Here is a 14,182-nt window from a genome sequence, read left to right as displayed (position 1 = left end):
TTTAGCGGGAAATTTTTATTCCGAACCAGGTAGCCAGCAAACCCAAAATAACACTGCCACCAATATATAATAAAAACAAGCCGGTTCTATCTTCCTTTATCAAACCCATGCTTTCAAGTGTGAATGCAGAAAAAGTTGTAAAGCCTCCGCATAAACCCGTCATGAGTAACAATTGCATGTTATAACTAAAGTATTCATGCTTTGTGCCATACGAAAAAAATAAGCCTATAAGAAAACAGCCGGTTATGTTTACCAAAAATGTACCCAGTGGAAAAGATAAAGAAGTGATGCTGGTAATCCATTTCTGGCAAAGAAAACGAAGCATACTGCCTGCGGCTCCGCCTAAACCTACCAGTAAAATGTTTTTTATCATTTCAATGTATCTTTTCTGATATGTTGCATCAGGGTATCATAGTCATGCTCGTACAGGTATTTTAAATCTACCACCCATTGATGATTAAGACGCATAATTCGTAAAGTATCCGGGTTATTCTTATAAGAGTTCTTATAAATTACTACGGCAATGCTGTCTTTAATAATATCTTCTTTTGATTCAATTATGATAGATGCATTTGCATATTTTTCTTTTTCATCTTTAGTTAGATTGGTATAAAAGCCTTCGGCCATATTCAGGTATTGAACATTGGCAGAGTCAATAAGCATGTATTTTTTGGCTTCACCAAATTCACCTTTTAATGCGGCATCGATAAAATTCCGGGTAGCATCCATTAGTCCGGAAGGTTCTTCCGTTTTTTTATCGTTATTACAGGCAATGAATGTTGCAGTGAATATAAGTACAGTCAGAAGGTATTTTTTCATATACTGCAAGCTAATGAAAAATGCTCAATAGAATTATTGAAGTACAAGTGTGCGACCCTTCGACAAGCTCAGGGTAAACTGCGACGCAAATGTTGAGTAAAGAATTAAAAGATGAAAGGAGCGTCGCAACAGACGATGATAGTAGCAATGTTGCCGGTTACAAAACAAAAAACCCGCAATCAAACAAGCTGCGGGTTTTATTTATATGGGTTAGCATTTATCTTCTCGGTGGTTGTTGCTCCGGATCATTTTCCTTTCTTTCCTTATCATAAGCTCTTAGAATAGCTTTTACCAGTCGGTGACGTACGACATCTTCTTCATCCAATTCTATATGTCCGATGCCATCTACATCTTTTAAGATACGTACGGCGGTATGCAAGCCACTTCTTTGATTCCGCGGCAAGTCAACCTGGGTAATATCACCAGTGATGATAGCTTTTGCATTGGCACCGATACGTGTCAAAAACATTTTCAATTGCAGGTCGGTAGCATTCTGAGCTTCATCTAGTATAATAAATGCATTGTCCAACGTACGGCCACGCATATAAGCAAGTGGGGCGATCTCGATGGTACGGGTAGTCATATAATACCCGAGTTTGTCAGCAGGTATCATATCATCAAGTGCATCATACAATGGACGCAGGTAAGGATCGATCTTTTCCTTCAGGTCGCCAGGTAAGAAACCAAGGTTTTCACCGGCTTCCACTGCAGGGCGGGTAAGAATGATCTTTTTAACCTGTTTATTTTTTAATGCACGAACAGCTAATGCAACGGCTGTATAGGTTTTACCGGTACCAGCAGGGCCGATAGCAAATACAATATCGTTGCGATCGGTATGTTGCACCATCTTTTTCTGGTTGGCTGTTCTTGCCCTTACAGTTTTACCATTCGGGCCGAACACCAGCACATCATTGGGATTTCTGTCTTTAAAGTTGTCAATGGCTTCCTGGTCATCGCCGCCGAGGATCTGCTCAAAATAATTTTCACTCATGTGGCCGTTCCGTTCGAGATACTGCACAATGAGTTCAATTTTTTCCCGTGCAGATTCTATCTGTTCAGGGGCGCCGCTGAGTTTTATCTGCGTGCCACGACTTAAGATTTTCAACAGGGGAAATTTCTTTTTGAGGATATCAAGCTTACCATTGTTTACACCGAAAAACTCAATAGGGTTTACGGTTTCGAGGTTGATAATCGTTTCTGTCAATTCGATACGGTTTTAATTACACAATCAGGTTCAGATCACTAAAGAACTACCATCCATGATTAAAGTAAATGATAAATATCAGTGTTTCCTAAAGTTAATTATTAACAGCTGTGAAAACAAATTGTGGAGTAAAAAATTTTGATAAAGAATTTGTTCTGCTTTCAGTATTAGTTTTGATCAGTTAATTAGAAACTAAAAACGGTGATTAGCAAGATTACTTATCGTAATTCACTTCACTGTTTGTTAATATAATCCGAAAAAGATCAGGATTGCAGACAATGGTTTTAGTGCGGCAACCAATATTCTATTTTTGCAATGTAAAAATGAAGCTTCTTTTACTATTAATCATATCAACTTTATTATTTGCAAGTACACAGCTTGCTTATGGACAAACTTATAAAGTATCCGGAGTGGTGCTGGATGAAAAACGTGAGCCGCTACCGCTTGCTACTGTGGAAATAAAAGATACAAAGCTGGGCCAGATGACAAAAAGTGATGGAACCTTTTCATTTGACCTGGAAAGAGGACAGTATGACCTGATCGTTACCATGATTGGGTATAAAACAAGAGTACTAAATTTTTCCATCAGTAACCAGGACCTGGTACATGAGATAATGCTGGAAATAGACGATACTACTTCACTGGAAGAATTTGTGGTGAAAGTAAAATACCGCGACAGGGCGGAAGAGTTTATCCGAAAAGTAATTCAGAATAAGGAAGCACACCAGGCCGCTGCTGGGGCTTATAGTTGTAAAGTGTATATAAAGGCTAGCCAAACGGATTCTATTGATGCTAAGAAGAAAAAAGAAAATGAAACCGATTCTGTTGTTGTCGTTGAAGATTATTCGGGAATGGGATTGGCTGAGATCTTATTGCAACTGGATAAAAGTGCCAAAGGAGAAATTAAAGAAGAACGATTGGGAGTAAAGAAGCAGGGAAGTACCGACTACCTGTTTTATCAAACTACGACGGACGCCGATTTTAATCTTTATAATAACCTGCTCAAAGCGCCTGCTATTTCCCGTATGACATTTCTTTCGCCGGTCAGCTACAGCGGGTTGGTAGCCTATAAGTATAAAACACTCAAACAGGAAAAAGTGGGCCGCAGGAGAATTATAACCATTGGTGTAAAATCCAGGTTGTTGAGTAATGCAACAGTAGAGGGTGAGATTGTGATCATGGATAGCTTGTGGGTAGTGCTAAAAGCTGAATTTCGTTTGCCACAAGCACATTTGCCCGAGAATGATTTTTTTGAAGTAAAGCAGGAATATGAAAATATTAGTGATACTACCTGGATGATAAAGAAGCAGCAGTTCAATTATTACAGCAAAACAAAAAACGGAAAACGTTATGGTGAAACGACAGTGATCTATTCCGATTTTGAGCTGAATAAAAATTTTCGTCGTAATTATTTTGGAGATCAACTCAGTTCTACTGCTATTGAAGCGTATGAACGTGACAGCATTTTTTGGACCCGGGTACGGTCATTGCCGCTGACCGAACGTGAAGCTTTGTATACAAAATACCAGGACAGTGTTTACAGGATCATGCAGTCGGATATTTATCTTGATTCCATTGACCGTGTACTCAATAAAGTAACGTGGAGTCGTGTGCTGTTATTCGGACAAATATTAAATGATCACCGTAAACAAAGAATGTGGATACTGCCTCCACTAACAACAATTGTACAGCCTTTTGTTTTTGGTGGAACAAGGATTACTCTTGCAATGGCCTACCGGAAAACTTATGCATCACGGAAAAATCTTGAGTTTGATTTTAAAACCAGCTATGGCTTCCGGAATAATGATTTAAATGGACGGGTGTATTTTAGTAGAAAGTACAATCCTTTTAATGGCGGTAAATTCAATATAAACGTTGGGAAGGATTTTCAGTTTATCTATCCCGGTGATGCGTGGGTAAATATGCTGAAACGAAGTAATGTGTACCTGAACACTTCAATAGAAGCCGGACATGAACTGGAATTGTTTAATGGCTTTATTATGATCAATGATTTTGAAATCGCTTTTCGTCGTTCGGTAAGCGATTACAAGGTTAATGAAAACGTCGATGATGTTTTTGGTGACATACTTACCGATAATCAACCCATTCCATTTGAATCTTATAATGCTGTATACGCACAGGTCAAATTTTTCTATACACCCCGGGTGAAATATATCCGTGAGCCAAAAGAGAAAATTCTTCTCTATACTAAGTGGCCTACATTTTATGCGACCTGGAGAAAAGGGATACACGACCTATTCAAAAGCGACGTAGATTTTGATTACCTGGAATTCGGTATTATTCAACAGGCTAAGTTGGGTGTGTTCGGAGAATTGAATTATAATATTAAGACAGGCGATTTTTTTAATACCACTGACCTGAGAGAAGTTGATTACCGCTATATGCGTCGGGGCGATCCTTTCTTTTTCAGTGATCCGCAAAAAGGTTTTCAGTTGTTAGATTCAACCTTCCCGGTATTTGAAAGATATTACCAGGGAAATCTTGTTCATAATTTTCATGGCTCCTTGATAAGTAAAATACCTTTTCTTAAACAACTTAAGCTTGAAGAAGTAGCAGGTGGCGGCATTTTACTGGCAAAAGAAAAAGACCTGCGCTATTTTGAAGTTTTTGCAGGGCTGGAAAGAGTTTTTAAATGGCCCGTTAACCCACTTACAAGATTAAAGCTGGGAGTTTATGTCGCTTTCTCTGCCGCTAATAAATTCAACAACCCCGTTAAGGTAAAGATCGGGATAACCACCTGGGATAGGTTTAAGAATAGATGGAAATAATTTATTTGTTAAAGCCTTACCAAAAATAATTTTAGGTTATCATCGTTTAGGGAATGATCGCATTTTTACATGGAAACCTGACTATGCCCCGCAACTGCTTCCTATTTCTTCTTTTATTGTTTTCTCAAATTCTGCATGGCCAGTATTTTACTGTTTCAGGAATAATCACTAACAACAAACTTGAACCGCTGCCATTAGTATCTGTAAAAATTAAGGATATGCCCGGGGGCACTGTTTCCCATGAAGATGGGAAATATGAATTGAAACTCGAAGAAGGAAAATATGACCTGATCTTTAGCAGTATCGGGTATAAAGCACAGATCATTACTCTTGTTGTGACAGGGAACTATGTTCAAAATATAATTTTGGAAAGCGATGATGGAAAAGATTTGTCGGAAGTAATTGTCAGGGGAAAAATAAAAGACCGCGGAGAAGAGATGATCAGGAATGTGATCCGCAATAAGGAACAAGTTATGGCGGCGTCGGGCACATACAGTTATAATGCGTATATAAAAGCCACTCAAATTGATTCATCCATCCGAAAAATAAAAAAGAAGAAGTCGGATTCTGTTGAAAAGAAAAACGATGTTGGTGACCTGGCCTATATGTCAATGGCCGAAGTTTCGTTACGGGTAGATAAGGGGTCGGATACAAAAATTAAAGAGGAACGGAGTGGTGTTGTAAAAAGAGGAAGACCAGAAAGCCTTTTCTTTCTTTCAACTACGGAGGGAGATTTTAATATTTACAATAACCTGTTGCGGTCAAGAGTTTTGTCGCAGGTTCCTTTTTTATCACCTGTGAGTTATGGCGGGTTGGCTGCTTACCGGTATAAAATTGTCAATACAAGGCTCCAGGGAAAGAATAAGATTTATACCATCAGCATTAAACCCCGGCAACTAAGCAATGTAACAGTAGAAGGTGAAGTAGTAGTGATGGACAGTGCATGGGTGGTATTGAGTGCCCACTATAAATTACCTGCTTATCATTTACCCGAATATGATTTTTTTGAAATAGACCAGCAATACAGTTTTGTTGATAACAAAGCATGGATGATCACCCGCCAGCAGTTTACTTATTATTCAAAAACAGGAAGAGGAAAATTATCAGGGCAAACAATAGCAAATTATTCTGATTTTGAATTGAACAAAACTTTTCCTCCAAAATATTTTGGTGTTGAACTAAGCAGCACTACGCAGCAAGCATATGAACGTGACAGTAGTTTCTGGCAGAAAGTAAGAACAGAACCGCTGAGTGAAAAAGAAGTACGATTTATCCAATATAAGGATAGTCTCTATAGGGCCACACATACCAAAGCTTACCTCGATTCAATTGACAGGGCTATTAATAAAATTACCTGGAAGAAAGTTGCATTCACCGGGATAACATTTTATAACCGTGAAAAAGAAAGAACATTGGTGCTACCTGCTGCCGCATCGCTGGTACAATTTATCCAGTTTGGTGGTGCAAGGCTATCCGCCAATGTATGGTACAACAAAACATATAAATCAAGAAAGAATATTGGCATCTACACCAATCTCAGTTATGGTTTTCGCAATCACGACATCAACGGAAAGGTATCCGTAACCAGGATGTATAATCCTTTTAACCGTGGCTTTTACCGGGTAATGCTTGGCCGGGATTTTGAATACATCTTCAGCGGTGATGCATGGATCAACATGATCAAACGAACTAATTTTTACCTGAATAACGCAATTAGTCTGGGTCATGGTTTGGAAATAAAGAACGGATTGTTTTTATATACTGATCTGGATCTGGCGTTCCGGGAATCGGTGAGTCACTATAAAACAAATTCAAAAGTAGATAGTGCGTTTGGTCAATGGCTGGGAACTAACCAGGCTATTCCTTTTGAACCTTATAACACGGTGAATACACGTATCAGGCTTGCGTTCACTCCGGGGCAGAAATATATCCGTGAGCCCAAAGAGAAAATTATTTTAGGCTCTAAATGGCCGACCTTTTATGTAGAATGGAAAAAGGGAATCCCGGTTTTGTTTAACAGTACAACTGATTTTGATTACCTCGAATTTGGAATAGAGCAGGAACTGAAACTGGGCACAACAGGTGTATCAAAATATAAAGTGATCACCGGGGATTTTTTAAATACGAAAGGCCTGGAGCTTGTTGATTATAAATTTCAGCGGCGTGACGACCCGATATTCTTTATGAATCCTCATGAAGCATTCCAGTCACTGGATTCAACCTTTCCTGTTTTCAACCGGTTTTACCAGGGGCATTATGTACATGAATTCAATGGTGCTTTTTTGAATAAAGTACCCTTGTTTAAAAAATTACAATTGAGGGAAATTGCAGGTGCCGGATTTTTGGTGGCACCAGAAAGAGATCTGCGCTATTTCGAAATGTTTGCCGGAGTTGAAAGAGTTTTTAAATGGCCGTTTAATCCGACTTATAAATTCAAAATAGGTGTTTATATTATTGGCTCTGCGGCAAATAAATATAATAGCCCGGTACAGTTTAAAATAGGTTTCGCCAGTTGGGATAAAAGTCGAAACCGGTGGATGTAAAAATCTGTTCTGCCCGGCTGCTTGAGTTAAATCATCCATGAGATTGTTTTTTATCATCTTCCCATCAATATCATTTTCTAATTTTGGATCATGGAAACGAATCAGCCAATTGTAAGAAGCAATGAATTATCCCCCCTCAGTCGTGAACATCATGATGGGTTACTGTTTGTATGGAAATTGCGCCAGGGCTTAAGTAATAATATTGCTCCTGCACGATTGAAAGATTTTACTATTTTTTACTGGCAACAACATATCAAACCACATTTTTACCAGGAAGAGCATGTATTGTCAAAATTTATTCCAACAGATAATCCTTTATTGAAACAAATGCAGGAAGAACATTCTTTGATACGTGAATTGATCCTGAGTTTGGGCGATGATGCATCGATAGAGACTTTTACAAGTCTCGCTGATGTTATTTACAAACATATCCGCTTTGAAGAAAGAGAGTTGTTTGGATGGGTGGAAGTGAATCTGAATAAAGAACAACTGGAGGAAATTTATAAAGAGTTGGAAGAACATCCCCTGTGCGGCTCTGATTGGAAGGATGAATTTTGGTTAAAGAAATAATTACCATCTCGCCACGATCTTAAAATTCACTAACCGCGGCGTTAAACGATTCGGCATCGCATATACAGTATTAGTAAAATCTTTTACCAGTAGGTAAGAAATTGTATTAGCCCGATCTATCATGTTGAACAATTCAAGACTGGCCCAAATATTATCAAAACCACGGAAAGGGGAGTGACTACGACGGGTACTTTTATCACTGTCGAGCAATAGTGCACTGAAACCAATATCAACACGGATATAAGGATCGATCACCAATGCATTTCTATACCGCACCAGACCCGGAATATTATATGGGAGGTTTGATCCATATATTAAGTTCAGGTACATCTTAAAGTTCTTATTGGTAGCGAGGTAATCCTGGAAGTACATGCCAAAAGTTATTCTTCTATCAGTTGGTCTGCGCAAATAACCATTCTGAACTACAGCGCTGTCAACCGGAACATAGTTGGAATCAAGTGTATACTTGGTATAATAATCACCATCAATATCTTCCTGTGTTTTCATAAAACCAATGCTTATCCAGCTTTCGGCGTCTTTCACCAATTCGCCAAACAGCCGCATTTCTATTCCGGCTGCATATGCCTTTGCATTGTTCTCACCAAAATAACGGAGCCTTACATTGTCTACATCATAAGGTACTACATCCCACATATGTTTGTAATAAGCTTCCGTTGTCCAGCGAAGGGCACGCCCCCATCCTTTAAAATTATAATCAAAGCCAGCCACGACCTGGTAACTTTTCTGTGCTTTTAAATCAGTGTTTATAGTACCATCATATCGCCTCATTTCACGATAAAACGGCGGTTGATGATAAGCACCCACAGCCGTTCGGAAGACGATGTCTTTTTTCCAGTCGGGCTTCCAGCTAAAACCAATACGGGGAGAAACCAGGAATTCGCCATTCAGTGAATTATAATTTAAGCGAACACCGGTCGACAACGTATAAGCATTGGCAGAATCACCAAAAGCAATATTATCCTGCAGGTAACCGGAGTATTTATTAATATCAAGATCAGCTTTTGATTTTAAAACTTTATTAAGCTGCAAAAGATTTGGATTAAAAGGCAAAGAATAACCGGCACTATCCTGGTATTCCCATTCATCAAGTTTATCCTGAATTGCAGTTTTGTCAAATGAAAGCCCCCATTGAAAGCTATGTTTTCCTTTATCAAGATTTCCTTTATGTCCGAAATTCCAGTTTTTAATATTCAATGTATTGCGGGTCCAGTTTTGATATAATCCTACACCTAGCGGATTTACAATTAAACCATAAGTAGCACTACGTTTATCAAAATCACGGTCGCCGAAAAGATAAGCCCCGGTGATATCAATATTTTCTTTTTCATCATTACTGAAATAAGAAGCCATCCATTTCAATCGTAATTTTTTGTTTACCTGGTTGATGAGTGAGAGCCCCATCATATTGGTTACGTATTCATCTTTCTCTCTTCCCTGGAAATAAATATCAACTCCAAGTGTAGCGCTATAAAAAGGAGAGAACACTGATGAAGTAAGCTGGCTGAATTCAGGGGTAAGTGTAAATTTTGTTTTGGAAATATTGCCTAAAAACTCTGCGGTCCACTTAGGGCTGAGTTTATAATTCAGTAATGCCTGCAGATCGGCGGATGATGGAACATAGTTTCCTTTTGTATCCTGGCGACTTAATAAATTTTTATTACTTCGGTTACGTACACCAATTAAATAACTGAACCGGTCATTTGATGAGCTTCCTTCAAATTGTAGCCCTTGTTCCAATATGCTTATATAAGCGCTACCGCCAAAACGTTTTGGTTTCTTGTATTGGATATCCAGAACACTGCTCATTTTATCACCATACTTTGCCTGGAAACCTCCATTGTAGAAATTGATATTGCGGACCATTTCAGGATTAATAAAACTTAATCCTTCCTGCTGACCACTCCTGACCAAATAAGGACGAAAAATTTCAAAATCGTTTACATAAATTAAATTTTCATCATAACTACCACCACGAACGGAATACTGGGATGTCAATTCATTATTACTGCCGACAAATATTTTTATAAGGCTTTCAACGCCTATAACTGGAGCAGGAAGATTCAATACCGATTTCGGATTAGGACGAATCAATCCGGCTTCAGTTCTGTCGCGGTTATCTTTGATGATAACTTCGTCGAGTGCCTTAGCGCCGGGTTCAAGTCTTACAGTTATTGTTTCCTGTTCATTTTCATTCAGCAAAAAATTACGCTGTTCTGTTTTTTTGCCAGAATAAGTAAAGACTAATGCAAAAGCTTTATCAGCCGGAACTTTTATTTTGAAATAACCTGAATCGTTGGTAACTACTACAGTTAGCTTGCCGAGAATAGTAATGTTTACATTGGAAACCGGGTTTTCATTTTCATCCACAACTTTACCGGATACATATGCAGGTTGTTTTTGGGAGAAAGCGATGCCAGTAAAAAAAATAAGAAGAATGGTTAGCAGATACTTGGTAAGGTTCATTCCTAAGTTTCGGATTTAAGAACAATATTACTCAATAAAAACGGAATTACATACCCGGCTTGCTGATGCGGCCCAGTTTCAGGTAAATAGGAAACGTCACTCTTTTAATTTCACCTGCTGGCCACAGTTTAGTCAGCTCTTCTTGCAATTGCGGAACAGGTGAATAACCATTTGTTTTAATGAATTTCTGAATAGCACTCCAACTGTTGACATAACCGATGAGATCATCAAGGCGCCATTGAGTAACCGATTCAAAATTTTTTACGGGCAATAAAGGATAGTCAAATTCAACGGTTTCATATTTCTCTTCCACATATTTTCTTTCATGATCCCAATAAGGCTGGGTTACAGTTGCATGAAAATTTCTCACAGCTGCAGTCACTTTTTCGTCATGTGTGTTATGATTATAATACATCCAAACAGCAATGATTGCACCGGGTTTGCAAACACGGATAACTTCTTTTCTGAAATCTGCCCATTTGATCCAGTGATAAGCCTGCGCTACTGTCACGAGATCAAATGTATTATCTGCAAATGTTGTTGATTCGGCCGGGCAAACAGAATATGTAATATTATTTTTTTGAATAGCTTTTTCAATTTGTGCAACACTGATGTCCGTTGCAATTACCTGGTCAAAATAATCAGCAAGTACAGATGCGGCCTGCCCGTTACCGGTAGCGCAGTCCCATGCTATATCCCGGTTCTTTACAAATGAAACAATATAATCGAAAAGTTCTTTTGGATAATGAGGCCGGTAGCGGGCATAAAGATCAGATTGCTTACTAAAAAGATCTTTTGCCATGACTGTTACATTTTTTTCAGTTGTGCTATTGTTGCAGCTGGGTCAGGAGATTTAAAAACAGTATTGCCTGCCACCAACACATCGGCACCGGCATTCAGAATTTCTTTTGCATTATCCAGCGTAACGCCGCCATCAATCTCAATATGTGTTTTCAATCCTTTATCGTTACACATTTTGCGGAGCTGTTTTATTTTTTCCAGTGTTTGCTGAATAAATTTTTGTCCGCCAAAACCCGGGTTCACACTCATCAGGCAAACCAAATCGATTTCGTGAAGTACTTCTGTTAATTTGCTAACGGGAGTATGTGGGTTTAGTGCCACGCCGGCTTTCATCCCTAACGATTTTATCTGTTGAATATTTCTATGTAAATGAGTACATGCTTCAATATGAACAGTAAGAATATCAGCCCCGGCATTTTTAAATTGCTCAGCATATTTTTCCGGTTCTACAATCATCAGGTGAACATCGCAAACTTTTTTTGTCGTCTTTCTTATAAACTCAATGATCATGGGCCCGAAAGTAATATTGGGAACAAAGCGGCCATCCATCACATCAAGATGAAACCAGTCGGCCTGGCTTTCATTCAGCATTTTGCAATCGGCTTCAAGATTGATAAAATTGGCAGAAAGGAGAGAGGGTGCGATGATTGGCATTTCGTGGAATTTGCGCTGCAAGATACAAAGCTATCTTCAATTACTGTTTACTTATTCTTATTCCCGCTTCTTTGGCTTCGGTCAAAGTTTTATCTAATGCATAAGCTAAGGAGTAATCGATCTTCGCTTTTTCTTTATCTCCCATTTCTTCATTGCATTTTCCACGCCAGTAAAAAGCGTCTGCTGTTTCAGGTGATATTTCAATGATCTTATCAAAAGTGGTTTTGGCATTTGCAATTTGTTTCAGTTCAAATTGTGTTTTACCTTTTTCTATCCATGCGTCAATAAAAAATTTATCATTCTGGATAGCACGGTTGAATAATTCCATTGCCTTTGCTTTGTCACCGATGTTAGAATAGTAGATGCCCTTAAAATAGTAGGGCTCGGCATGTTCCTGTGCCGAATCTGATCTTATCATATCATCAGCTATTACCAGCACCTTAGGGTTCTTTGCTTCGGCCAGTAAAAAGGCAAGGTCTGAGCCAACATATTTATTACCTGCATCAAAAAGTCTTTCGAGTATTGCAATGGCTTCAGCTTTTTTATCCAGCTGCATTAATACGGATACTTTTCTTTCGAGTAAATACCTATTAGCAGGGTCTTTAGCAATAATACCATCGACTTCAGCCAATGCCTGTTCAGTTTTTTTAGTTTTTATATACGCTTCGGCTAAGCAAAAACCGAGTTCTGGATTGCCAGGAAATTTCTTTTTGGCATCCATAAGAAAAATAACTGCAGAGTCTGCATTCCTTTTTTGGAGTAAATAACCAAGGTCAATTGCATAATCCTCCGATTGTTTCAGTCCCCAGGCTTTTTTCAGATCATATATAGCAGCATCTGTAAAATTATAATTCATCGCAAGTATCTGGTTGGCTCTACGATAATATAAAGCATCATTACCTGGAAACTTCCTGATGCTGTCACTAATGGTTTTCAGCCCGGGTGAATTGTAAATATTACTGTAAGGAGAGTTTTCCTCGTTATTGCCGCAACCAGCAGTTATTATAAGTACTATGAGAATTGGAGAAACCAGATTTTTCATGGCTTCAAAACTAACTGATTTGAGGATTGTTTGCATGACAATTTGCTGACAAAAGCAATAATGAATACCTATAACTTTGTCGCCGTTCTAAAACGGAATTCTATGCGGAAAATTTTATTGGTACTTGTAATTGTTTCTTTAGTGGTAACAGGATTAACATCCTTCAAAGTTGATGCGCCACTCACCATTAGCATCCCAATAACTATCGGGACATCACTCCCCGAAGACACTCTTCACTATCCTGACGAAAAGCATTTTAAAAATATTCAACAACTGACTTTTGGTGGTGATAATGCGGAAGCTTATTTCAGTTTTGATGGTAAATGGATAATTTTTCAACGTACCAATCCTAAAGATGGAATTCTATGTGACCAGATGTTTATTGGTAAAGTGCCAAAGCTGGGAGAAAAATTTACTTACAAGCCCGTGAGCTCTGGCAAAGGAAGAACTACCTGCGGTGCTTTTATGAAAGATGGCAAGCATATTATTTATGCATCTACTCATCTCGGTGCGGATACCTGCCCGCCGGTTCCTGACAGAAAAAAATACGGTAATAAATATATCTGGCCATTGTATGATAGCTATGATATTTTTATGGCTGACCTGAATGGTAAAGTTGTAAAGCAATTGACAAAGGCCAAAGGCTATGATGCAGAAGCAACATTGAGTCCCGATGGAAAAAAAATGCTTTATACGAGTGATAAGGATGGCGATATTGATCTTTATCTAATGGATTTAAAAACGGGTAAAGAAAAAAGGATCACTAATATGCTGGGTTATGATGGAGGAGCATGGTTTAGCCCAGATGGAAAAAAACTGATCTGGCGGGCAAGCCGGCCTAAGACAGAAGCAGAGATAAAAGAGTATAAAGAATTACTTGCCGAAAATTTGGTAGCACCTACAAACATGGAAGTTTATATTTCTGATGTGGATGGCAACAACATAAAGCAAGTAACTGCTTTTGGCCAGGCCAATTGGGCTCCTGCTTATATGCCTGATAATAAAAGGATCATTTTTGCCAGCAATCATGAATATAAAAGAGGGTTTCCATTCAATTTATATACTATTAATGAAGATGGAAGTAATCTTACAAAGATCAGCCGTGATAAAGGGTTTGATGCTTTTCCAATGTTCTCGCCTGATGGTAAAAAAATAATCTTCTGTAGCAACAGGAGTAATGGTGGTACAAGAGATACCAATGTGTTTATCGCAGATTGGGTTGAGTAAGAAACTCTAAATACAGAATGTAGAACTCAAAATGTAAATTTGCCGCGAC

Annotated in this window: 11 protein-coding genes; 4 read left to right on the top strand and 7 right to left on the bottom strand. The window is 38.5% G+C overall.

Annotation, left to right across the window (positions count from 1 at the left end; translation table 11 throughout):
- Nucleotide 1: 1 nt before the first annotated feature.
- The 3 genes from crcB to E6H07_16515 form a co-directional block, all read right to left on the bottom strand.
- Nucleotides 2–373 (bottom strand): fluoride efflux transporter CrcB, encoded by a 372-nt coding sequence (crcB, locus tag E6H07_16525; GenBank protein TMI63003.1) that lies wholly within the window; start codon nucleotides 371–373, stop codon nucleotides 2–4.
- Nucleotides 370–819, bottom strand: coding sequence for a hypothetical protein (locus E6H07_16520; protein ID TMI63002.1), 450 nt, complete (start codon nucleotides 817–819; stop codon nucleotides 370–372). Before E6H07_16520 ends, crcB begins: the two co-directional genes overlap by 4 nt.
- Nucleotides 820–1,036: 217 nt before the next feature.
- The gene (locus tag E6H07_16515) at nucleotides 1,037–2,023 is read right to left on the bottom strand and encodes a PhoH family protein (GenBank protein TMI63001.1); all 987 of its coding nucleotides are present in this window, start codon (nucleotides 2,021–2,023) and stop codon (nucleotides 1,037–1,039) included.
- A gap of 323 nt (nucleotides 2,024–2,346) precedes the next feature.
- On the opposite strand from E6H07_16515, the gene E6H07_16510 reads away from it, so the two are divergent.
- The 3 genes from E6H07_16510 to E6H07_16500 all read left to right on the top strand — a co-directional run bounded on the left by E6H07_16510 (nucleotide 2,347) and on the right by E6H07_16500 (nucleotide 7,925).
- Entirely contained in the window at nucleotides 2,347–4,812 is a 2,466-nt protein-coding gene (locus E6H07_16510; protein TMI63000.1) for a carboxypeptidase-like regulatory domain-containing protein, read from the top strand.
- Between the two features lie 83 nt (nucleotides 4,813–4,895).
- On the top strand, nucleotides 4,896–7,355 hold the full coding sequence (locus tag E6H07_16505; protein ID TMI63095.1) for a carboxypeptidase-like regulatory domain-containing protein: 2,460 nt from the start codon (nucleotides 4,896–4,898) through the stop codon (nucleotides 7,353–7,355).
- Between the two features lie 90 nt (nucleotides 7,356–7,445).
- The gene (locus E6H07_16500; protein TMI62999.1) at nucleotides 7,446–7,925 is read left to right on the top strand and encodes a hemerythrin domain-containing protein; all 480 of its coding nucleotides are present in this window, start codon (nucleotides 7,446–7,448) and stop codon (nucleotides 7,923–7,925) included.
- Here E6H07_16500 and E6H07_16495 read toward each other — a convergent pair whose 3' ends face one another.
- Genes E6H07_16495 through E6H07_16480 form a run of 4 tightly spaced genes read right to left on the bottom strand, consistent with a single transcriptional unit; the run spans nucleotide 7,926 to nucleotide 12,942 of the window.
- Nucleotides 7,926–10,409: a TonB-dependent receptor gene (locus E6H07_16495; GenBank protein TMI62998.1), complete on the bottom strand. Its 2,484-nt coding sequence runs from the start codon at nucleotides 10,407–10,409 to the stop codon at nucleotides 7,926–7,928.
- A gap of 46 nt (nucleotides 10,410–10,455) precedes the next feature.
- Nucleotides 10,456–11,211 (bottom strand): class I SAM-dependent methyltransferase, encoded by a 756-nt coding sequence (locus tag E6H07_16490; protein TMI62997.1) that lies wholly within the window; start codon nucleotides 11,209–11,211, stop codon nucleotides 10,456–10,458.
- Between the two features lie 5 nt (nucleotides 11,212–11,216).
- Nucleotides 11,217–11,864 (bottom strand): ribulose-phosphate 3-epimerase, encoded by a 648-nt coding sequence (locus E6H07_16485; GenBank protein ID TMI62996.1) that lies wholly within the window; start codon nucleotides 11,862–11,864, stop codon nucleotides 11,217–11,219.
- Between the two features lie 40 nt (nucleotides 11,865–11,904).
- A complete protein-coding gene (locus tag E6H07_16480; protein ID TMI62995.1) occupies nucleotides 11,905–12,942 on the bottom strand; it encodes a tetratricopeptide repeat protein in 1,038 nt (345 codons plus the stop codon).
- A 66-nt stretch (nucleotides 12,943–13,008) separates the two neighbouring features.
- On the opposite strand from E6H07_16480, the gene E6H07_16475 reads away from it, so the two are divergent.
- Nucleotides 13,009–14,133, top strand: a complete 1,125-nt coding sequence (locus tag E6H07_16475; protein TMI62994.1) for a hypothetical protein — start codon at nucleotides 13,009–13,011, stop codon at nucleotides 14,131–14,133.
- Nucleotides 14,134–14,182 lie beyond the last annotated feature (49 nt).

Source organism: Bacteroidota bacterium, assembly GCA_005882315.1.
GTDB lineage: Bacteria > Bacteroidota > Bacteroidia > Chitinophagales > Chitinophagaceae > VBAR01.
The sequence above is the reverse complement of the archived record's forward strand: the minus strand, read 5'-3'. Positions and strand labels throughout refer to the sequence as shown.